We start from the raw sequence: 21,954 nt of genomic DNA, 5'->3' as shown, positions 1-21,954 counted from the left end.
GCCGCGTGCCACAGGTGACCGTACCGGCCCGCGTGCGGTTCACCTTAGCGGCTTTCCTTTACCACATCATCAATTTTCCAGCCGTCGCGATCTTTGCGCATCGTGACCAGCAGCAGCTGACGATCCTCTGGATCCTTGCCCAGCGCCACGTCGCCGGAGGCGGTTTCGCCGTTGACGGTAAACCGGCTTACGCTGACGTGATCCACCCAGCTGTCGCTGTAATCCTGATCCTGCAAAAAGAAATCGTCGTCCATGCCGTCAGGGCTTTTGATCAGCACGTTGATCTTTTGCAGCAGCTGCGGCGTGACATACTGATTTAACACCGGATCGTGCTCGTCGATCGGGCTTTCATCCTTGCTCAACGCGTTAAGATACCAGCTGTAAAAATCCTGGCTTACCTTTTGCGGATCCTGTTCCGCCGCGCCGGCCTGCGACGCCAGTAGCGCTATGCCCAGCGCCAGTATCCATTTTTTCATCAACAAATCTCTGCCCGTTACGCTTTTACGTGGCGGCTCCACGCTGCCGGTTAATTTACCTTTTCATCGCCCTGAATGAACCCGTTTCCGCATTATTTTTGGTAAATGTTTATACCGTGTCGCGCCGTAGCCAACGGGTCATGACTTTAGCCAGGGCAGCAGGCGCCGCAGCGGCCTGATAACTGCAACAGCCTGCAAATCCGGACGACAAATGCGAGCCATGCCGAAGTCCTCAATGTTTTTCCGCTGCGCCGTCAGAAAACAGTGTCCGCTTTTTTTATGTGGTTATAAGATTATCGCGCTGCCGCAACTCCTGTCTTAATTATCGTAAGCGTCAGCTTTGCCGTTCAGACCGCAATGGAGAGCAAACAGATGGAAAGACGAGTCACCAGGCTGGAAACCGATGTCGGGCATATGCAGGAAGCTATTCAGGAAATCAAAAGCGACATCCGTGAGTTTAAAAAAGAGGCGCGCATGGATTTTCGCCTGCTGTTCGGCGCAATTGTGACCACAACTCTGGGGCTGGCTTTGCTGATAGCCAGGGGTTTTGCCTGGCTGTGACGCGGCCTGCCCGCTGGAGCCAGGTTATCCTTTACAAGCCGGGCCGGTTTCTGGCGGTAGCGGGTGCTGCTGATGCTTTATACCGCCCTCTCCTGGTGTTTCATGCTTAGCGCTATGGCGCGTCCCGGCGCGGCGCATTTTCCCGCAGCAGACCGCCGGGATCGGGCGCAGGATAGTCGGCATCAATGCGTAACGGCGCGGCATAGCGGCTCTGCCACAGCTGCTCATAAAGCGCATCCAGCCGCGCCGCCATGACGTCATCATTCAGCACCAGCTCCAGGTTGCGTGAATTATCAAAGTAGCCGCCGCTCCAGTTACTGGTGCCTGTCCAGGCCAGTTCGCCGTCGATGGTCATGATCTTACTGTGCACGACGCGGGCGTAGGGAATAAAACCGCTGCTCGCCTCCGGTATCGTCACGATTTTTATCGTTACGCCCGGCACCAGCGCCAGACTTTTCAGCCAGGCGATATAGGGCTGTTTGGTATTCCAGTTGGCGACCATCAGCTCGACCTGTACGCCGCGCGCCGCTGCTGCGCGCAACGCATTGTCGATAACGGCATAAAAGGGGCGAGTGCGATTTTCGCCAAACGACAGCGGCGCATATTCCATTACCTGCACCCGAATACGCTTTCTGGCGGAAGCAAGCAGCTGCGGCAGCACCAGCTGCGAATCAGGAATACCTGCCGGATTCCAGGCGCGCGGGCTGGCGACCAGATAACGGCCGGCGCGAAGATCGGCAGGCAACGCATCCGTACCGGTTTCGGGCACCTTTTCGCCCGCCTCCAGCAACGGCTGCGCGGCCCAGTCGTGATTAAAGATGGCGGCAATTTGCGCTACAACAGGTGCGTCGTTAATCAGCAGACCGGTTTCCTGGATATGCTCCAGCGCCCGCCAGTCAAAGTTCTGACTGCCGACAAAGCTCTGCTTACCATCCACCAGCAGGTATTTGGCATGAATAATACCGCCAGCCAGGCGGGCGAAAGGCATAATGCGCAAGGTCAGTCCCGGAATGGCTTTCAGCTGCGCCAGCGTTTCCGGCGTGCTGAGCTTCAGCCCCTTTTGATCCATTAAAAAACGAATTTTTACGCCGCGTTCGCCAGCCTGCCGCAGCGTCTGGATCACCTTATCCAATCGCGAACCCGGCTCGTTGGCCACATAGAATTGTGCAATATCGATCTGCGTACGGGCGCTGGCGAACATCTCTTGCCACACCACGGCACTGCTGCGCAAATCTGATGCCGTCAGGGTGGTTTCGACGGGCGCATCATAAACCAGTTCATAACCCGCGATAGCGAAATTTGCCTCACCGAGCGGGCTGAACAGCAGCAGCCCGCCGCACAGCAGCCGTTTGCACCGCTGCGCAAGATCACGCATAGCGGCGCACGCCATTGTCCTGCGGCCCGGCAACAGGCCCGGCCCGCTGTACGGGCGTAGCCGCCCGCAACAGCAGCACCTTAAGTAATTCATTAATGCGCTCCATACGGTTCTGCAAAAAGTTATTGCTAACCAGGCAAACCAGCGCGATAGCGATGCCTAATCCGGTGGCGTACAGCGCGGTGCCCATCCCGGCGGAAACCTGGCTGGCGTCCGACACGCCTGCCGCCGCCAGCGCTTTAAACGTGTCGATAATTCCCATTACCGTGCCCAGCAGCCCCAGCAGCGGCGCGGCGGTCACCACCGTTTCCAGCAGCCACAGGCCGCGCGTCATGGCCGCTTTGCTCAGCAGATACTGCGCGTCGACCTCGTCGCTGAGCGCCTCGGCGGAAGCCTGCGCTTTACGTGCCAGTACGGGCTGCACTGCGCGCAGCGGCACGCTGCTGCGTCGGGTTACGCTTTCCGGCAGCGCGTGCGTTTCCGTCGTCAGTACCGCCGCCAGCTGGCTGGCCTGCCGCCGCGTCCACGCAAACCAGATAGATCGTTCAATAATAATCACCAGCGCTGCCGCCAGCGAGAAGTACATGACATAAAAGATTGCATCGTGCATCAGGGTTGCATTCATCTTCTTCTCTCTTTCGGTTAAAAAGTGGCTTCCAGCGAAACGCTGTAGGTACGCTCTACGCCAACATTGTAATAAGGCGTGGCGGCGCTAAGACCGTTACGCGCATCGGCGTTAAATACCGTAGTGCGCGCCGACGTCAGGTATTCCTTATCAAGCAGGTTGAGGATGCCGAACCGCAGCGCGGCGCTTTTGACGATCTTTTTATCCACTGGCAAATAAACGCCTGCCGCCAGATCGAACACCGTTCTGCCGCCCACTTTTTCATCGTTGGTCATATCGCCGTAAAACGCGCCGACATATTTTCCGCTGACGCTGCTGTAGTAGCGGCCATCATCGTAGCCCAGCGTCAGGTTCAACAGATTTTTGGGCGAGTTGGGCAGCTGCTTGCCGCTGGTCGGCAGAGAGATATCTTCCCGCGTGACGTTATCTTTCTGCTCGGAGTCGGTATAGGTGTAAGACGTGTAGTAGTTGAAGTTATAGGGCAGCTTGCCGCTCCACTCGACCTCCAGCCCCCGGTTTTCCACCTTGCCGACGTTCATCATCTCGTAGTCGCCATCCGGGTTGGTGGTGGAAATCTGACGGTCGGTATAGCGCAAATAGAACAGCGTGGCGCTGAGCAGCATATCGTCTCGCTGAAAGCGCCAGCCCAGCTCATGGTTCCAGCTCAGCTCCGGTTTAGTATTAATCGAATCGCCGACGTTATAGAGCACGTAGTTTTGCGGCGTACGCATATTGCGCGTCAGGTTGTAAAACACCTGATTCTGCTGATCGAGCCGATAGCTGGCGCTGAAGTTCGGCAGGAACTTATGATAGGTGGCGTGGCGATGCTCCGGCGCGTTTTCCAGGCTGCCTTTGTTTTCGCCGCGACGATCGACGTGCTGCCAGGCCAGACCGCCGACCAGCGTCCAGTCGGGCGTGACGAACCAGCTATCCTGTAGCCAGATTTTTTGCGCGGGCGTGATGGTATACTGGTTGCGGCCCTGCACGGTGTTGCCGTTGGCATCCTTTACCTGTCCGGCACCGTTCGGATCGCCCCACAGATCAGCTGGATTACCGTCGCTCTTGATCGCCACATAAGGCTGCGTTTGTAGCTGGCGAGCGCGTTCATACCAGTAGCCCAGATCCAGACTGTGCTGCTCGTTGATATCCCACTTCAGTTTAGTCGTGATGCCGGGCCGCCAGGTTTGTGTCCACGACGGGCGGTAATAAGTATTGCTGGTCAGATTGCTGAGATCGTACTGGCCCGCCTGATCGGACGTTGGCCCCAGCGTGCTGGCGCTCTGGCCGGTAAAGCTGCCGCCGTTGCCCCAGTAATAGTAAGGCTGCAACGTCAGCGACAGGTTATCCTGCAGCTGGAGTTTCGGCGTAAAGCTGAGGGTGAAATTCTCGAACGGGTTACGGTTCAGCTTGTAGTATCTCGACAGCTGACCACGGCTATTGTACTGCGGCGTAGCGGGATAATCGTTGGCGTAGCGTCCGTCCTGTTCAAACTGCGCCTTGCTTAACGTGTTGTAATTGGCGTTTTCCTGACGGTTATACTTCATAATCAGGTTGCTGCTGTTGCCATTTTCCGCCTCGAAGAGCGAGTTCATCTCAAATTTATTGGAATATAAGCGTCCTTCGCCGCGCCATTTTTTCGCTTCGGTATGCGAATAAGAGAGCCAGTTGCTGAAGCCGTTATATTCGCCGGTTTCCAGACGGGCGAATGTTTTACTCAGATTGTTACTGCCCAGCGTCTGCTTCACAAAGCCGCCGAAATCTTTTGCGGGTCTTTTGGTCACCAGACCGATATTGCCGCCGCTCGATCCAATATGGGGGCCGTCTGCCTCGGACGAGCCCTGCGTCACAAACACCTCTTCGATATTTTCCGCGTCGCCCACCAGATTAGGGTAAACCGCGTAGTTGCCGGAGTCGTTAATTGGAATGCCGTCGATCGACAGGCCAATCTGATCGGAGTTCATGCCGCGCATGGTGTAATCAACGCCGCTCAAACCGCTGGCGTCGTTGCTGTTAACGTTCAGGCCGGGCGTATATTTCAGTCGATCCAGCGCGTTTCCCGCCATATCCGCCTGCTTCTGCATCGCCTCTTTAGTAATGGTAGAACGTGCTTTCGCCGACTCTTCCTGCACCATCATGCCGCCGCCCAGCGTCTCGCCCTGAACATTAATGGCACCGACATCGGTACTCTCTGCTGCCTGTGCCGCCATTGATAAGGCCGACATCACCGCAAGGCACACCCCGGAACGTATAAAAATGCGCATTATTATTTCCTGTTTTGATGTTGGGCGTTCACGGCGCCCGATAATTCAGCGTGGCGGTAAAGCGCCTGCTGTTTTGTCCGGCGAAGGCGTCGGCCGGGAACGGCTTGACCTGCCTGATATTTTGTAAGCTGCCCAGCGCGGCGCGATTAAGCAGCATATTGCGAGCTTTACTGCTGATGCCGGAAGCCAGTACGCGACCGCTGCGATCGACTTCCAGCCAGATTTCCACGCTGCCTTCCGGGCGTTCCAGCGAGGCCTGACGGCCGGTGGGATAGCGTTTTTGTGCCTCCAGATCGTGACGTAGCTCTGCGATCCAACCGTTTTCGATGGCGCCGCTGTTGACGCGCGGCGCGACGGATTTGGGCGTGGCGACCGGCGACGCGGCGGGTATCGGCCTTGCAACGGCGGTAGGTTTAACCGAAGTACTGGCTGGCTCGATCGCCTTTTTCGGTTTTGGCTTTGGCTTCGGTTTGGGCTTCGGCGGCGGCGCAACGGGTTCAGGCGAGGAGAGCGTAGGTTCCGGCGGCGTTTCCACTACGGGCTGAGGCTCGGGTTCCGCTGGTGGTTCGGAAGGCGTTTCAACCGGCGGTGTCTCAACCGGCGGCGTTTCAGCCGATGGGGGTTCCACCAGCGCCAGTTCCATGGTTGATTCGTCGTAGCGCGGTTCAATTTTCAGCGTGGCGTGCTGGTTCATCAGCACCCAGCCAGCCGCCATCAGCACGGGCAGCCAGCTAAAAGCATGGCGAAAACGATAGACGGCGTACATGTCATAGTTTCCGTGTTGCGATAGAAATAGCGGTAAAGCCGCCCTGCCGCAGGCTGTCCATTACGGCAATCAGCCGCTCGACGGGCACGCTTTTATCGCTGTTAAGCACGATCGCCGTTTTCTGGCCGTCTTCCTGCTGCGCTTTCAGCCGGTTAACAAGCGTTTCCGGCGTCACCGGCTGTCCGTCCAGCTCCAGACGGTTATCCGTGCCCAGCGTAACGATGGCGTGCTGCTGCGGTTTTAACTGCTGCGCGCTGGCCGCGCCCGGCAGCTGGGTTTTCATTCCCTGGGAAGGAATAACGTTCAGGCTGATCAGAACAAAAAACACCAGCAGGAACATCATCACGTCAATCATCGGGATCAGTTCAATATGGGCTTTATTTTTGACAGGTTCATTCCAGCTACGCATCAGGCTCCCCCTCTTTTTGGAAGGCCAATATAGAAGCGGAATGTTTATTTTTAGTTACACTTTTAAGATAAAACGGTGGATCATTACGATTAACTTACATATTAGTGACGGAAGGAAATTAAAAACGGGTGAACGGGGGGTTTTGCGAGGGGCATCTGAAATCGAAAATAATTATCACTCAGAATACAGGCTTAAATACGTGAACGCAGTGCAAGCGTAATAATTAAACTATTGATAATGAAGTTATTAATGAAAAAGGCGCGCGTAAAACTTAGCGCTTTGCCAAAGCCGAAAGGCTTGTTATCACTCTCTGGCGGGAGTAACGTCATCAGGCCATTCATTACCATTTAAGGAAGAATATGAAACTCTATTACTCTCCCGGCGCCTGCTCGCTGGCCCCGCATATCGTCCTGCACGAAACTGGCCTGGCGCACGAGCTGGAGGCGGTAGATTTAAAAACCAAAACCACCCGCAGCGGCAAAGATTTTCGGGCCATCAACAGTAAAGGCTATGTGCCCGCGCTGGCGCTGGACAACGGTAGGGTGATGACTGAAGGCGCGGTGATTTCACAATACCTGGCGGATTTAAACCCTGAAAGCGGCCTGCTGCCTGCGCAGGGCGAAGCGCGCTACGCCGTGCTGGAGTGGATGAGCTTTATTTCTGCCGAGCTGCATAAGACGCTGGCGGCGCTGTTTAACCCGGCGGTAAAAGGCGAGTGGAAAGATGCGGTGGTTGCTCAGCTGACGCGCCGACTGAACTGGCTGGAAAATGAAATCGACGGTAAAACCACGCTGACCGGCGACCGCTTCACTATTGCCGACGCCTATTTGTTTACCGTGCTCGGCTGGAGCAAAGTGGTTGGATTTAGCCTGGACGACTGGCCTGCGGTGCAGCGTTACCTTGCCAACGTCGCGGAACGGCCCGCCGTGCAGGCCGCGCTGAAGGCGGAAGGCCTGATCTGAATAGCTGCGCGGAGCGAGGTTAACCTGCGCAACCCGCGTTCATCCGGCCTTTTGCGTACGGCAAAAGGCCGGGCGGACAGCGCTACGCAGGTTTCCCGGCCCGTTCGGTCGCAGGCAGCAAGCTGGCCTTCAATCTGGATGTAGAAACAGAAGTCCGGCCGTATCTGCCGCTGCCCATCTTCGTTAGCCTTCAGGAATAAATATGCACCTACACCAAGCTACGCCGCTTATCCCGTCACGTGCGCTCAGCCTGCTGGCCGGACGTGACGTCTGGCTAAAAATGGAGGCGTTTCAGCCGCCCGGCTCTTTTAAAATCCGCGGTATCGGGCTGGCCTGCCAGCACTATTTACGCCAGGGTGCCGAACGCTTTGTCTCTTCTTCCGGCGGCAATGCGGGCATGGCGGTTGCCTGGGCCGGTCGCCAGCTGGGCGTACCCGTTATCGTCGTCGTGCCTGAAACCACTTCCGCGCGCGCCGTCGAGCTGCTGCGTCAGGAGAACGCAGAGGTTATCGTACACGGCGCGTCCTGGCAGGAAGCCAACCACTACGCTCAGTCGCTCTCAGGCAGCAAAGATGCTTTTCTGCACCCGTTTGACGATCCGCTGCTGTGGCAGGGCCATGCCACAATGATCGATGAAGTGGCCGCTGACGGCTGTAAACCTGACGTGGTGATCCTGTCTGTTGGCGGCGGCGGCCTGCTGAACGGCGTGGTGGAAGGGTTGCAGCGCAACGGCTGGCACGATGTCCCGGTGATAGCGGTGGAAACCGAAGGCGCAGCCTCCTTTCATGCGGCTCTGCAGGCCGGTCATACCGTGGAGCTGGCCGCTATTAACAGCGTGGCCGGTTCGCTGGGTGCAAAGCGCGTCAGCGAGCAGTCTCTACGCTGCGCCGCTACGCATCCGATCCACAGCGCGCTGGTTACCGACAGCCAGGCTATCGCCGCGTGCAGCCGCTTCCTGAACGATCATCGCGTGCTGACCGAGCCAGCCTGCGGCGCAAGCCTGGCGGTTATTTACGATAGCCATCCGCTGCTGGCGGCGTTCCGGAAACCGCTGGTGATTGTCTGCGGCGGCGCTACCGTTACGGCGGAACAGCTGTGGCATCTGTCCGAAAAGCGCTAAAGGCTGTAAATGCGTCTGGTAATGCGGGCAGAAAACGCTAATCTTCTGATTTTGTTAATAACAGGACAGAAGAAGCGCTATGGCAGATCGCGAGCATGACTATCAGGTGACCGTGGAGTGGACCGGCAACAAAGGCCAGGGCACCGAAAATTACAAGGCCTACGACCGCCAGTTTAAGGTGGTAGCCGACGCTAAAGCAGAGATAGCCGGCTCCGCCGATCCCGCTTTTCTGGGCGACGCCAGCCGCTGGAATCCCGAAGAGATGCTGCTGGCTTCCGCTTCCGCCTGCCATAAACTTTGGTATCTGCACCTGTGCGCCGAGGCGGGCATTAGCGTGCAAAGCTACTGCGACAGGGCGGAAGGCACCATGCTGGAAGCCAGACGCGGCCGTTTTACCCGAATTGTCCTGAAGCCGCAAATCACGCTACGCGCGGGTGACGATATTACCCTGGCGGCAGCGCTGCACGAAAAAGCGCATGAGCAGTGTTTTATCGCCAACTCGCTGAACTTTCCGGTACTTTGCGAGCCGACTATCAAACACGCCTGAGTGAAAAACGACGTTAACCCAACCGGAGAAGTCATGAACCCTTATTTTACGGAAGTTATCGCTGCCCACGTGGCGATTGAAAACTGGCTTGGTCAGGGTAGCGGCGACATACAGGCGCTTTTAAATCGCTTCAGCGCGGACTTTGTGATGATCCCTCCTGCCGGTCGCTGCATGGATATGGCCAGCGTGAGCGACTTTTTTCTGGCGCAGCGCGGCGGCAGGCCGGGGCTGGCTATCGTGCTTGAGGAACTGACGCTGGTGGAAAGCTGGCCCGGCGGCGCGGTAGTACGCTATCTTGAACGGCAGACCCGGCCAGACGCAGCCGCCACCGCGCGCTGGTCAACGGCGGTGTTCCGGCTGATCGACGGCCATCCACAGTGGGTTTCCCTGCACGAAACCTGGCAGGGCGCGTAACCAGCGCGCCTTAGCTCGCGCTTTGGCAGTCCGCGTCCGGGAGCAGCATAAATTCCGCGCATCACCGGTACGACGTCGGCCAGGCGCTGCACAAGGTAAAACGCGTCCTGAAGCCGGGCGGTAAATTTATCATGATGGATACCGCCTCGCCCGGTCAGCCGGTACTGGATGTCTGGCTGCAAACGGTGGAGATGCTGCGCGATCCTTCTCACGTACGCAATTACTCGCAGGGTGACTGGCTGAAGATGGCGAACAAAAGCGGGATGATCGTTAACCGGCTGGTGATGGATCGTCTGGATCTGGCGTTCGCTTCGTGGATCGAAAGAATGCAAACGCCGCAGACGCTGACGCAGGCGATCCTTTTGCTGCAGGAAAAAGCATCCGCCAGCGTGAAGCGCCATTATGCCCTCCAGCCGGACGGATCCTTTAGCACCGCTACCCTGATGTTTCAGGCACAATAGCCCTGTTCTGCTTTGTTTATCCTCAGCTTGCTGATGCATTTGAGCGGCATTTTTTCATCTGCCCGCCAAAACGCATTACGCTGCGGCCTTACAAACGCCGCGTGCCGGTCAGCTTTTGCGCTTTTTATAACCGTAGCAGGCTCATTCAGCCACGGTTTTCATCTTTCGCCGCATCGCTCTGGCGGGCCTGGGGTAATCAGGCCATAGTTATCGGACGCTGTCTTCGAGGAAAAATAGAATGAGAATTGCCTGTTTGGGTTGGGGATCGCTTATCTGGAAATCCGGCGTGCTGCCGGTCGAGGGCGAATGGCATAAAGATGGGCCGCCTGTGCCGATAGAATTTTCCCGCATCAGCGACGGCGGCGAGCTGGCGACGGCTATTTGTATCAACGCCGATCCCGTTCCTGCGCTGTGGGCATGGCTGACGGTTGATGACCTCGCGACGGCGTGTGAACTGTTGAAAGCCCGCGAGGCCATTCCGGCACAGCGTAGCGACGGCATCGGCTCGCTGATAGTGACCGACAGGCCGGCAGGCGCGCTGGCTAAATGGGCGCACGACCGGCATATTGATGCGGTGATCTGGACGGCTCTGCCGCCGTGCTGCGATAAGATTGAGAGCCGTACGCCTTCTTTAGAGGCGGCGCTGGCCTATCTGGACAGCCTGACGGGCGAGACGCGGGAACATGCTAAAGATTATATCTGCCGGGTGCCGGCGCAGATCGACACCACTTACCGTCGGGCCATTGTAGAAAGCTTAGGCTGGACTGACTAAACGCCCGTCTTGTTACACGTTATACTTTTCCGGTAGCGTGTCGTGAGGTGACTTTACAGGGAGGTACGATGCGCAGGTTCTGGAAGCCCCTTTCTTACTTTATTACGCTTTTATTGGGCGGCGTGCTGACGCTGGCCTGCCTGGCGGCGCTGATGATTTACTCACGCGTTGCGCCTGCCGATGAGGCTTTTCAGCAGGCCTGTCCGCGCTTTACGCCGGAAGAGGTCCGCGAGGAATATATTCGGTCGTGGCTGCGTTCGGCTGGAGAAAATGAGCGGAAAGCGGCTATCGGCCTGGACAGCCTGAGTTTTAATACCGCCCCGACTTTCGGGAACAAGATGTGGTTCGGCAAGCTCCAGGTCAGCGGCAGCAAAGGCAGTGATGAAGCTTACGTCATTCTGGACTGCCGTACGGGAATGTTCGATTATTCGGGAACTGAACTCTCCTCCGGACGGTGACTTCCTTTTCCACAGACGTAAAAAAACCCGCACGAGGCGGGTTTTTTGTCACTGTTATTATTTTCCACTTAACTGCTCAGGCTGCTGCCTTCATCGCTATCGTAAGTGTGGTAATAATATTTACAGTGCGACGACGTTTGCAGCTGAAGGGCCTTTAGCACCATTTTCGATGGTGAATTCTACCTTCTGGCCTTCGTCCAGCGTTTTGTAGTCATTACCCTGGATTGCAGAGAAATGTACAAATACGTCTTTGCTGCCGTCCTGCGGAGAAATGAAGCCGAAACCTTTATCCGCGTTAAACCATTTTACTAAACCAGTCATTTTACCAGACATCGATACTTCCTTAATTTTGAGCCACTTAAATTGGCGTGAAGGCCTGTTTCCAGAGCATAACTTATTGGGCACTTAGAAGAAGATCAGGAGGAAGGATATCGTTGGATAACGCTTGCGCTGAGGACTGCTTTACTAAAACTGCTTTCATAAGGTCTGTATTCCAAACCGATGACGCTATTAAGTCATGCCTGACTCAGTTAAGCAACGTTTATTTTTTATATTTTATTCGCGCCGGGTTTTTTGGCCGCCGGTTTAGAAACCAGCCAGCGCCAATACGCTATGATTTTACGCTATTGCGCTGGCCCGCTGCGGCAAAAAAGACGCTGGCGCTTTCGTCTGTTTTCATGCACTTAACTCAAATCCGCCTCCGGAGACGCGTTTAATGTTAAACGAAACTTACACTCGCTATAGCAGCCTGCAAAATAAGACCATCATCATCACCGGCGGCGCAAGCGGGATCGGCGCAGATCTGGTTGCGGCTTTCGCTCAGCAGCAGGGCAAGGTGCATTTTCTGGATATCGATCGCAGCGGCGAAGCGCTGGCAAAGCAGCTCGGCACAACTTTTCACTACTGCGATTTGCGTGACGGCGCGGCGTGTCGGGCGATTATTAACGATATCGCCAGCCAGGAAGGTGCGCTGGACGTGCTGATCAATAATGCCGCCAATGACGATCGCCACGATTTCTTTAGCGTGGAGCCGGCATACTGGCGCGATCGGCTGGCGGTGAATCTGGATCACCAGTTTTTCGCCAGCCAGGCGGCGGCGGAGATTATGCGCCGACAGGGATCGGGGAATATTCTACTGACCAGCTCAACCTCGTTTATGAGAGGCCGCCCCGGGATGGTCGGTTACACCACGGCCAAAGCCGCCGTTATCGGGCTGACCCAGACGCTGGCGCGTGAGCTGGGCCAGTACGGTATCCGGGTCAACTGTCTGGTACCCGGCGCAATCGCCACGCCCAGACAGCAGGCGCTGTGGCGCACGCCGGAAGCGCAGGCGGAAATTCAGGCCGCGCAGGCGCTGAAGATAGTGCTTCAGGGTCGCGACGTGGCCGCAATGGCGCTGTTTGTGGCCTCCGATGAGGCGCGAGGCTGCACCGGCGCGCAGTTTATGATCGACGCGGGTATCCGGCTCGCCTGACCTGGTCGGCGTCGCGGCTTCAGAAGCCGTCGCAGGCAGTCGAGGTTCGGCTACTCGTCTTTCTCAGGCAGGCGGCCACCGATAAACAGACGCGGCTACTCCTCCCTCTCAGGCAGGCGGCCACCGATAAACAGGCGCGGCTACTCCCCCTTCACAAGCAGGTGGGCACCGCTGAGCAGGCGCGGCTATTCATCATCCTCGGCCAGAAAAGGCAGCAGCGTCGCCAGCACGTTTTCCGGCACCTCCTCCTGAGGCGAATGCCCGCACGGCAACGCCTCGCCGCTGACGCACAGGGCTTTTTCCTGCCATGTGGCGACCACGTCGTAAAGCTGGCCTACCGTGCCCTTCTCGCCCCACAGCAGCAGCAAAGGGCAACGGATACGTTGATCGCTGTCCGCCGCATCGTCTGCCAGGTCGATTGTCGCCGAGGCACGATAATCTTCGCAGACCGCGTGGATCATCGCAGGATCGCGGTAACAGCGCAGATAATCGGCGAAAATTTCCGGCTCCGTGGCGCCAGGCGTTTTCAGCTGTCCTTCAATATGCTTTTGCAGGAAAAAAGCCGGATCGTTGCCGATCATTTTTTCCGGCAGCGGCTCGGGCTGGATCAGGAAAAACCACCAGAAATAGCGGGTTGCAAACGCTTTGTCGGTCTGCGCATACATGGTTGCCGTCGGCGCAATATCGAGAAAAACGCAGCGCTCCACCCGATCAGGATAATCAAGCGCCAGCCGGTGTCCGACGCGGCCGCCGCGATCGTGGCCGACAAAAGCGAAACGGTCATAGCCCAGCGCGTCCATCAGCTGGGCCACATCCTGCGCCATCACTTTTTTGGAATAGCAGCGGTGATCGGCATCGCCTGGCGGTTTATCACTGTCGCCATAGCCGCGCAGATCCGGCATCACCACCGTGTAATGCTGGCTCAGCGCCGGCGCAATCTTCCGCCACGCCAGATGGTTCTGCGGATGTCCGTGCAGCAGCACCAGCGGCTTACCCTGCCCCATAACGGCAACGCGCAGCGTTATCCCGTTTGGCAGCTTTACGTCCTTAAGCGAGCAATCCGCAATAAACGGAGATGCGCCTCTTGCGGTTTCAACCTGTTGATCTGTTGCCATTTCACGCTCCCGTAATATCATCCCCTGTGTATAAGACGGCGTTTCTGTTTTCGGGCCGCCTTCTCGTCGGAAAGTTTAGCGTGCTTTTACAGCGCCAGAACTTTCCTGAAAGAGACGAAAATCACATTGCATTTCCGGATGCTGTCTATAATCAGTACAAAGTTTCGCCGCCTGGCTGAGTATGGCCTGCGGCGCGGCGACTTGTGCGGTTCAGTCTCCAGCCGCCTTTTCTTCTGCTCCTCACTGATTTTACCGCTTTCCCCCGTTCGCCAGCTTACGGCGGATATTGCCTTTTTTACGGCGTGGAAACGGTTTTCAGACCGATCGTAATCGGCCTGCACAGCTGCTATCCAGCCGTCGGCACCCTGACGCTGGCGGGAAAATATTCTCTTTTAAACGGTAAGGGAATTTTGCATGGCGCCATTTCGCAGTTTTTGGCAGGCAGGTTACGAAGGAGCCGATCACATTAATCCGCAGGGCCTGCGCCTGTCGATGAATGCGATTACCGACCACCTGACGCAGGCCCGACAGGATTATGCCCGGCTTAAACATTTTAATATTTCCACCGTGCGCGAAAGCGTCGGCTGGCGGCTCGCTGAAACGGCAAAGGGCTACGATTTTTCTTCCGTCGCGTTGCGAATGCAGGCCGCACGCGAACACGATATACAGATCTCCTGGACTCTGTGCCACTACGGCTGGCCTGAATACCTGAGCCTGTTTTCTTCCGAATTTATCAGCAGTTTCGCTGCATTTTGCGGCGCATTAGCGGAATTTCTGGCGCCGTTCTATGCAGGATCGGAAGCGCCGGTTTACGCGCCGATGAATGAGATTTCTTTCCTCAGTTGGGGTATCTCGGTCGGCCTGTTCGCCTGTGCGGGCGGCCCGGAAAATGACCGCGCGCTTGCCGCCAAGCGCCAGCTGGTGCGCGCCACGCTGGCCGCCTGTGACGCCATTCGCCTTGCCGATCCCCGCGCGCGCTTTCTGCACTGCGATCCCCTGATCCACGTTATCGCCGATGAAGAAAACGAAGCCTGTCGGCAGGCCGCCCGCAGCATAACTGAATCCCAATATCAGGCCTGGGATATGATCGCGGGCCGCTGCGAGCCCGAACTGGGCGGCGCGCCGCACTATCTGGATCTGATTGGCGTTAATTATTATCACGACAATCAGTGGGAAGCGTTTTCCGGCCGTCGACTCTACTGGCATCTTGGCGACGCACGCCGCAAGCCGCTGCATGCGCTGCTGCATGCGCTGCATAATCGCTACCAGCGGCCGCTGCTGCTGGCCGAAACCAGCCATGTCGGCAGCGGGCGCGGCGCCTGGATCGCGGAGATCGGCTCGCAGCTTGCGCAGGCGCAGCTGGCTGGCGTCACCATCAGCGGCGCTTGCCTTTATCCGATTATCGATCGACCGCTTTGGGAAGACACCGCTTTCTGGACCCGCAGCGGCTTGTGGGATCTCGATCGGCAAGGCCCCGATCCCTGTGCACGTCAGCTCCAACACCCTTATGACCATGCTCTGCTCCTGGCGCAGCGTACGATGCGCCGTTTTCATTCCTTTATCACGTCGGCCAGGGAAGCCCGGGAGAATAATATGAAAATACCAGTCCTGATTGTTTTCAGTCATCTGCGTTGGGGATTCGTTTTTCAACGCCCTCAGCATCTGCTGACCCGCCTCGCGCAGCACTACCGCATCCTGTTTGTTGAAGAGCCGATTTATCAGGCGGGAGCGGAAGAGATCCATACCAGCAGCCCGGCGCCTAACGTGACGGTGGTGCAGCCGCATACCGACGTCAACGCGCCGGGTTTTCACGACAGCCAGATTGCGCCGCTTCAGCTTCTGCTCGCCACGCTGATTGATGAGGATGAGCAGCCGCTGATTTGGTTCTATACGCCTATGGCGCTGCCTCTGCTGACGGGCCTGAAGCCGCGCGCCATTATTTACGACTGCATGGATGAGCTGTCGGCGTTCGATCAGGCGCCGCGCCAGCTCCAACAGCGTGAATCCGCGCTGATGAGCCGGGCCGATCTGGTGTTTACCGGCGGCACCAGCCTGTACGAGGCGAAAAAAAGCAAGCATCCTCACGTACACTGTTTCCCCAGCAGCGTAGACGCGGTGCATTTTGAGCAGGCGCTGGATCGCAGCAACGGCCATCCTTTGCAGGAAAATTTGCCGCCGCTGCGCCTGGGCTACTATGGCGTGATCGATGAGCGTCTGGATCTGCCGCTCATTGCGGCGCTGGCCGACAGCCATCCGGACTGGCAGATCGTTATGGTCGGGCCGGTGGTGAAAATCGATCCGGCTACGCTGCCGCAGCGCGGCAATATTCACTGGTTCGGGCAGCAGCCTTATCAGGCGCTGCCGCAGTTTCTCGCGGGCTGGGATGTCTGCCTGATGCCCTTCGCCCTGAACGCCTCCACGCGCTATATCAGCCCAACCAAAGTGCTGGAGTATATGGCGGCTCGTCTGCCTGTCGTCAGCACGGCTATCGCCGACGTGCAGCGGCACTACGCGGGGCTGGTCGAAATTGCCGATAGTCACGCGGCCTTTATCCACGCCTGTGAAAAGATGCTGAAACTGACGCCGGACGCTCACCAGATGCTCGCCGCGAAGATGCGCACCAAAGTGGCGGAGACGTCCTGGGATCGCACTGCAGATCGAATGCACGAGCTGATGACACAGGCTGTCGTCGCCCACTCCGCGCCGTCAGCCGCCGACGCAGCCGTTAAGGCACAGGATGTCGCCTGGCTTAACGTGCAGGCCGAAGAGGCAGAGAAGGTTCCCTGTTTGATTATCGGCGCCGGGCCGACCGGGCTGAGCGCGGGCTACCACTATGGCGAAGGCGCCGTGCTGCTGGAAAAAAACGCCGCGCCCGGCGGCTGGTGCCGCTCGGTCGAACACGCCGGTTTCACCTTCGATTACGCTGGCCATATTATGTTTTCCCAGGATCCCTACGTGCTGCAGCTTTACGAGATGCTGCTGGGCGATAACCTGCACTGGCAGGATCGGGAGGCCTGGGTTTACAGCGAGGGCGTGCACACCCGCTACCCTTTCCAGTCCGCGCTGCATGGGCTGCCGCCGGAGGTGATCAAAGAGTGCATCCTTGGCGCTATCGAAGCGCGCTATGGCGAGGCCGAAGCGCAGGCGGTGCCGCTTAACGCCGCGGCCGCCAGGGATTTGCGCCGCACGGAGAACCGTCTTAGCCACCGCGACTGCTGCGCGGATGGATCGGTGCCCGATGAAGCGTGCGCACTGACCGTCGGCAAACCGGAAAATTTTGAGCAGTTTATCCTGCATACGTGGGGAAAAGGCATCGCGCGTTATTTTGCGCTGCCCTACAACAACAAGCTGTGGAAGCTGCCGCTGAGCGAAATGGAAACCTCATGGCTCGGCGGCCGCGTGCCCTTACCGGATTTGGATCAGATTATCGACGGCGCGCTGAAGCCGCTGGCGAAGCCGGTCGGCCCAAACGCCCGCTTCGGCTATCCGCTGCGCGGCGGTTTTCAGGCGTTGATGTCCGGTTTTTTACCCCATCTGAAATGCAGGCTGGAAACCAATGCTGCTATCGTCAAGATCCTGCCGCAGGCGCGCACCGCGCTGCTGGCCGACGGACGGGCCTTTCGCTATGAGCAGCTGATCAATACTATGCCGCTGCCGGAACTGATCGTTCTGATGGGCGATGAAGCGCCGCAAAACGTGCAGGCAGCCGCCAGGCATTTGCGTCATGTTTCAGTGCGCTGCGTCAACCTGGGCATCGGCCGCGCTAACCTTAGCGAGAAACACTGGATTTACTATCCGGGCGAGACGATCTTCCACCGCATTTTCCTGCAAGGCAACGCCAGTCCGTTTAATAACCCGAAAGATGGCTTTGGCCTGACCTGCGAGATCAGCTATTGCGCGGAGCACCCTTTGCCGCTGAAAGGCGACGCGCTGATAGCCCGCTGCGTGGAGGATTGTATTCGGGTTGGTATTATCCGCGCTGACGATCCCGTGATTACCGCCAGCGAGGTCGATATGCCTTACGCCTATGTGGTGTACGACCATCACCGCCAGGCGAACGTCGCGTTAATCCGCCAGTGGCTGCTGACCCAGGATATTCATCTGTCGGGTCGCTATAGCGAGTGGGAGTACTACAATTCGGATCACGCGTTCCTGGCCGGTAAACGCGCGGCAGAGAACGTAAAAAGCGAGAGCGTCGCCACCAGCACGCTGGGTTAATCCGCTGCGGCTATAAAACTGCGGCCATAAAAAAACCCCGTATAAACGGGGTTTTTGCTGTTTAGTCTGCCCAGGCCTTGGCCCGGCGACAATAATCAGAACGGGATATCGTCATCGAAATCCATTGGCGGCTCGTTGCCCGCCGGCGCGCTGTTCTGCTGCGGCTGTGGACGAGACTGCTGCTGCTGGCCGCCGCTGAACTGGTTGCCGCCCGCAGGCTGCTGCGGCTGGCCCCAGCCGTTGTTGTTGTTCTGACCCTGGCCGCCGCCAGCCGGTGCGCCGCCGCCCTGACGGCCGCCCAGCATCTGCATGGTGCCGCCAACGTTAACCACAACCTCGGTGGTGTACTTCTCCACGCCCGCCTGGTCGGTCCATTTACGGGTTTGCAGCGCCCCTTCGATATAAACCTGAGAGCCTTTGCGCAGGTATTCGCCCGCCACTTCCGCCAGCTTGCCGAACAGCACGACGCGGTGCCATTCCGTTTTCTCTTTGGTTTCGCCGGTCTGCTTGTCACGCCAGCTTTCGGACGTGGCCAGCGTAATGTTGGCAACGGCGCCGCCATTCGGCATATAGCGGACTTCCGGATCCTGACCCAGATTTCCCACCAGGATTACTTTATTTACGCCTCTGCTGGCCATGTTCGTCTCTCCGATAAATGTTCTTAGCTTAAGGATGAAATTCTAACACGCCCTACCCATAGATTATACCTTCGGATCCGGGTTTCAGAGGCAGATCGCAAAGGGTCGCTTTCAGGCGCAGCCTTTCGGCAGGCGGGGCGGGCAGGATCGCAAAATGCCCTGGCGCCGCCTGGCAATGCCAGGATCCCGTGGCGTATTATACAGCAAAGTACTGTATATCCATTCAGCTTTTTTTGTGCCATACTAACAGGCTTAATTCTGGCCGTGCCGGACAGGCATGGTGACGTCCGTGTTAATCCGGGAATTGTGAATGGATAAGATCGAAGTACGGGGTGCCCGCACCCATAATCTGAAGAATATCAACCTGATCATCCCGCGCGACAAACTGATCGTTGTCACCGGCCTGTCGGGTTCGGGTAAGTCCTCGCTGGCGTTTGATACGCTGTATGCCGAGGGGCAGCGCCGCTACGTGGAATCCCTTTCCGCCTATGCGCGTCAGTTCCTCTCGCTGATGGAAAAGCCGGATGTCGATCATATAGAAGGGCTGTCGCCAGCCATCTCGATCGAACAGAAATCAACCTCGCATAACCCACGCTCTACCGTCGGCACCATCACGGAAATCCACGACTACCTGCGCCTGCTGTTTGCTCGCGTGGGCGAACCGCGCTGCCCGGACCACGACGTCACGCTGGCGGCGCAGACGGTCAGCCAGATGGTGGATAACGTGCTGTCGGAGCCGGAAGGCCGCCGCCTGATGCTGCTCGCGCCTATCGTTAAAGAACGCAAGGGCGAGCACACCAAAACGCTGGAAAACCTGGCTTCACAGGGCTATATCCGCGCGCGCATCGACGGCGAGGTCTGCGATCTCTCCGATCCGCCGAAGCTGGAGCTGCAAAAGAAACACACCATCGAAGTAGTGGTGGATCGCTTCAAGGTGCGGGAAGATCTGAAACAGCGCCTGGCGGAATCTTTTGAGACGGCGCTGGAGCTTTCCGGCGGCACCGCCGTGATCGCCGATATGGACGACGCGCAGGCGGAAGAGCTGATCTTCTCCGCCAATTTCGCCTGTCCAATCTGCGGCTACAGCATGACGGAGCTGGAACCACGCCTGTTCTCGTTCAACAATCCGGCCGGCGCCTGCCCGACCTGCGACGGTCTGGGCGTACAGCAATATTTCGATCCGGATCGCGTGGTGCAAAACCCGGAGCTGTCGCTGGCCGGCGGCGCTATCCGTGGCTGGGATCGCCGTAACTTTTACTACTTCCAGATGCTGCGCTCGCTGGCCGAACACCTGGATTTCGACATCGAAGCGCCGTTTGATTCACTGAGCGACAAGGCTCGCAAAATCATCCTGTACGGCTCCGGCAAAGAGAGCATCGAGTTTAAATACATCAACGATCGCGGCGATACCTCCGTGCGTCGCCATCCGTTCGAAGGCGTGCTGCATAATATGGAGCGCCGTTACAAAGAGACGGAGTCCGCCGCGGTGCGCGAGGACCTGGCGAAGTTTATCAGCAACCGCGCCTGTGCGACCTGTGAAGGTACGCGTCTGCGCCGTGAGGCGCGCCACGTCTACGTTGAGAACACCACGCTGCCGACTATTTCGGATATGAGCATCGGCCATGCAATGGCGTTCTTCCAGAACATGAAGCTGAGCGGCCAGCGCGCCAAAATCGCCGAGAAAGTACTGAAAGAGATCGGCGATCGCCTGAAGTTTTTGGTTAACGTCGGCCTGAATTACCTGTCGATGTCCCGCTCTGCTGAAACGCTGTCGGGCGGCGAAGCACAGCGTATCCGTCTGGCGAGCCAGATCGGCGCCGGGCTGGTGGGCGTGATGTACGTGCTGGATGAGCCTTCTATCGGCCTGCACCAGCGCGATAACGAGCGCCTGCTGGAGACGCTGGTACACCTGCGCGATCTGGGCAACACCGTGATCGTGGTAGAGCATGATGAAGATGCGATCCGCGCTGCCGATCACGTGATTGATATCGGGCCGGGCGCGGGCGTGCACGGCGGCCAGGTGGTGGCGGAAGGCACCGTTGACGACATCATGGCGGTGAAGGAGTCGCTGACCGGACAGTACCTGAGCGGCGAGCGCGGTATTCAGGTGCCGGAAGAGCGCGTCAAAGCCGATGCCAGCAAAGTGCTGAAGCTGAGCGGCGCAAAAGGCAACAACCTGAAGGACGTCACGCTGACGCTGCCGGTTGGCCTGTTCAGCTGCATTACCGGCGTGTCCGGTTCCGGCAAGTCGACGCTGATCAACGATACGCTGTTCCCTATCGCGCAGCGCCAGCTGAACGGCGCCACCATCGCCGAGGCGGCACCCTATCGCGAAATTACCGGCATGGAGCATTTCGATAAGGTTATCGATATCGACCAAAGCCCGATCGGGCGTACGCCGCGCTCCAACCCGGCCACCTATACCGGCATCTTTACGCCGGTGCGCGAACTGTTTGCGGGCGTGCCGGAATCGCGCACGCGCGGCTATACGCCGGGCCGCTTCAGCTTTAACGTACGCGGCGGACGCTGCGAAGCCTGTCAGGGTGACGGCGTGATTAAGGTGGAAATGCACTTCCTGCCGGATATCTACGTGCCGTGCGACCAGTGTAAGGGCAAGCGCTATAACCGTGAGACGCTGGAGATTAAATACAAAGGCAAAAGCATTCACCAGGTGCTGGAGATGACTATCGAAGAGGCGCGCGAGTTCTTCGATGCGGTGCCTGCGCTGGCGCGTAAGCTGCAAACGCTGATGGACGTGGGCCTTTCCTATATCCGTCTGGGGCAGTCGGCCACCACGCTTTCCGGCGGCGAGGCGCAGCGCGTCAAGCTGGCCCGCGAGCTGTCGAAGCGCGGCACCGGTCAGACGCTCTACATCCTGGATGAGCCGACCACCGGCCTGCACTTTGCCGATATCCAGCAGCTGCTGGCCGTGCTGCACCAGCTGCGCGATCAGGGCAATACCATCGTGGTGATTGAGCACAACCTGGACGTGATCAAAACGGCTGACTGGATTGTCGATCTCGGCCCGGAAGGCGGCAGCGGCGGCGGCGAGATCCTGGTCTCCGGCACGCCGGAAACGGTGGCGGAGTGCAAAGAGTCGCATACCGCACGCTTCCTTAAACCGCTACTGGCAAAGAAATAGTTTGCTACGAAGGCGCGAGTCGTTAACGGCTCGCGCCTTTTTTCCCTCTGCACTGCCGTTATCGCTTCCGCCATTTTCTTCCGCGTCTGCAATAAAACTTTCTTATTAGCGCCTGTTTTTTGTCATTTTCCCCTAAAACTTGCAGGATCAGGCAAGATTT

General features: G+C 57.9%; 19 protein-coding genes and 1 pseudogene. 11 read left to right on the top strand and 9 right to left on the bottom strand.

What is annotated here, in order from left to right:
- Positions 1-44: 44 nt before the first annotated feature.
- Complete coding sequence (locus ACVWZ0_RS02355) at positions 45-476, bottom strand: DUF3828 domain-containing protein (protein ID WP_253456131.1); 432 nt, start codon at positions 474-476, stop codon at positions 45-47.
- A gap of 372 nt (positions 477-848) precedes the next feature.
- On the opposite strand from ACVWZ0_RS02355, the gene ACVWZ0_RS02350 reads away from it, so the two are divergent.
- Complete coding sequence (locus ACVWZ0_RS02350; protein WP_253456134.1) at positions 849-1,037, top strand: hypothetical protein; 189 nt, start codon at positions 849-851, stop codon at positions 1,035-1,037.
- A gap of 112 nt (positions 1,038-1,149) precedes the next feature.
- Here ACVWZ0_RS02350 and ACVWZ0_RS02345 read toward each other — a convergent pair whose 3' ends face one another.
- Genes ACVWZ0_RS02345 through ACVWZ0_RS02325 form a run of 5 tightly spaced genes read right to left on the bottom strand, consistent with a single transcriptional unit; the run spans position 1,150 to position 6,473 of the window.
- Complete coding sequence (locus tag ACVWZ0_RS02345; RefSeq protein ID WP_253456138.1) at positions 1,150-2,412, bottom strand: phospholipase D-like domain-containing protein; 1,263 nt, start codon at positions 2,410-2,412, stop codon at positions 1,150-1,152.
- Complete coding sequence (locus ACVWZ0_RS02340) at positions 2,405-3,037, bottom strand: MotA/TolQ/ExbB proton channel family protein (protein ID WP_253456141.1); 633 nt, start codon at positions 3,035-3,037, stop codon at positions 2,405-2,407. The genes ACVWZ0_RS02345 and ACVWZ0_RS02340 overlap by 8 nt, the downstream gene beginning before the upstream one ends.
- A gap of 17 nt (positions 3,038-3,054) precedes the next feature.
- Positions 3,055-5,298 carry a TonB-dependent receptor family protein gene (locus tag ACVWZ0_RS02335; protein WP_253456144.1) on the bottom strand — a complete coding sequence of 748 codons (2,244 nt, stop codon included), beginning with the start codon at positions 5,296-5,298 and terminating at the stop codon, positions 3,055-3,057.
- A gap of 28 nt (positions 5,299-5,326) precedes the next feature.
- On the bottom strand, positions 5,327-6,064 hold the full coding sequence (locus tag ACVWZ0_RS02330) for an energy transducer TonB family protein (RefSeq protein ID WP_253456147.1): 738 nt from the start codon (positions 6,062-6,064) through the stop codon (positions 5,327-5,329).
- Between the two features lies 1 nt (position 6,065).
- Positions 6,066-6,473 (bottom strand): ExbD/TolR family protein, encoded by a 408-nt coding sequence (locus ACVWZ0_RS02325; RefSeq protein WP_253456150.1) that lies wholly within the window; start codon positions 6,471-6,473, stop codon positions 6,066-6,068.
- Positions 6,474-6,832: 359 nt separating this feature from the next.
- Here ACVWZ0_RS02325 and gstA point away from each other — a divergent pair, with 359 nt between their 5' ends.
- The 7 genes and pseudogenes from gstA (at position 6,833) to ACVWZ0_RS02290 (ending at position 11,207) form a co-directional block, all read left to right on the top strand.
- On the top strand, positions 6,833-7,435 hold the full coding sequence (gene gstA, locus ACVWZ0_RS02320; RefSeq protein WP_253456153.1) for a glutathione transferase GstA: 603 nt from the start codon (positions 6,833-6,835) through the stop codon (positions 7,433-7,435).
- 202 nt (positions 7,436-7,637) lie between these two features.
- Positions 7,638-8,555, top strand: a complete 918-nt coding sequence (locus tag ACVWZ0_RS02315) for a pyridoxal-phosphate dependent enzyme (protein WP_253456156.1) — start codon at positions 7,638-7,640, stop codon at positions 8,553-8,555.
- A gap of 79 nt (positions 8,556-8,634) precedes the next feature.
- A complete protein-coding gene (locus ACVWZ0_RS02310) occupies positions 8,635-9,102 on the top strand; it encodes an OsmC family protein (RefSeq protein WP_253456158.1) in 468 nt (155 codons plus the stop codon).
- Between the two features lie 33 nt (positions 9,103-9,135).
- Positions 9,136-9,516 (top strand): DUF4440 domain-containing protein, encoded by a 381-nt coding sequence (locus tag ACVWZ0_RS02305; RefSeq protein ID WP_253456161.1) that lies wholly within the window; start codon positions 9,136-9,138, stop codon positions 9,514-9,516.
- 53 nt (positions 9,517-9,569) lie between these two features.
- Positions 9,570-9,977, top strand: a pseudogene (locus ACVWZ0_RS02300) (SAM-dependent methyltransferase); the annotation flags it as partial.
- A gap of 238 nt (positions 9,978-10,215) precedes the next feature.
- Complete coding sequence (locus ACVWZ0_RS02295; protein WP_253456163.1) at positions 10,216-10,749, top strand: hypothetical protein; 534 nt, start codon at positions 10,216-10,218, stop codon at positions 10,747-10,749.
- A 68-nt stretch (positions 10,750-10,817) separates the two neighbouring features.
- Positions 10,818-11,207, top strand: coding sequence for a hypothetical protein (locus ACVWZ0_RS02290; protein WP_253456165.1), 390 nt, complete (start codon positions 10,818-10,820; stop codon positions 11,205-11,207).
- Between the two features lie 120 nt (positions 11,208-11,327).
- Here ACVWZ0_RS02290 and cspE read toward each other — a convergent pair whose 3' ends face one another.
- Positions 11,328-11,540, bottom strand: coding sequence for a transcription antiterminator/RNA stability regulator CspE (gene cspE / locus ACVWZ0_RS02285; RefSeq protein ID WP_125290184.1), 213 nt, complete (start codon positions 11,538-11,540; stop codon positions 11,328-11,330).
- A 382-nt stretch (positions 11,541-11,922) separates the two neighbouring features.
- On the opposite strand from cspE, the gene ACVWZ0_RS02280 reads away from it, so the two are divergent.
- Positions 11,923-12,681: an SDR family NAD(P)-dependent oxidoreductase gene (locus tag ACVWZ0_RS02280; protein ID WP_253456167.1), complete on the top strand. Its 759-nt coding sequence runs from the start codon at positions 11,923-11,925 to the stop codon at positions 12,679-12,681.
- Between the two features lie 185 nt (positions 12,682-12,866).
- Here ACVWZ0_RS02280 and ACVWZ0_RS02275 read toward each other — a convergent pair whose 3' ends face one another.
- Entirely contained in the window at positions 12,867-13,796 is a 930-nt protein-coding gene (locus ACVWZ0_RS02275) for an alpha/beta fold hydrolase (RefSeq protein WP_253456170.1), read from the bottom strand.
- Positions 13,797-14,210: 414 nt separating this feature from the next.
- Here ACVWZ0_RS02275 and ACVWZ0_RS02270 point away from each other — a divergent pair, with 414 nt between their 5' ends.
- On the top strand, positions 14,211-18,014 hold the full coding sequence (locus tag ACVWZ0_RS02270) for an NAD(P)-binding protein (RefSeq protein ID WP_253456173.1): 3,804 nt from the start codon (positions 14,211-14,213) through the stop codon (positions 18,012-18,014).
- Positions 18,015-18,109: 95 nt separating this feature from the next.
- Here ACVWZ0_RS02270 and ACVWZ0_RS02265 read toward each other — a convergent pair whose 3' ends face one another.
- Complete coding sequence (locus ACVWZ0_RS02265) at positions 18,110-18,652, bottom strand: single-stranded DNA-binding protein (RefSeq protein WP_253456176.1); 543 nt, start codon at positions 18,650-18,652, stop codon at positions 18,110-18,112.
- Positions 18,653-18,962: 310 nt separating this feature from the next.
- Here ACVWZ0_RS02265 and uvrA point away from each other — a divergent pair, with 310 nt between their 5' ends.
- Positions 18,963-21,794 carry an excinuclease ABC subunit UvrA gene (gene uvrA / locus ACVWZ0_RS02260; RefSeq protein ID WP_253456179.1) on the top strand — a complete coding sequence of 944 codons (2,832 nt, stop codon included), beginning with the start codon at positions 18,963-18,965 and terminating at the stop codon, positions 21,792-21,794.
- The last annotated feature ends 160 nt before the right edge of the window (positions 21,795-21,954 follow it).

The organism is Erwinia sp. TECH1 (assembly GCF_054057575.1).
The sequence above is the reverse complement of the archived record's forward strand: the minus strand, read 5'-3'. Positions and strand labels throughout refer to the sequence as shown.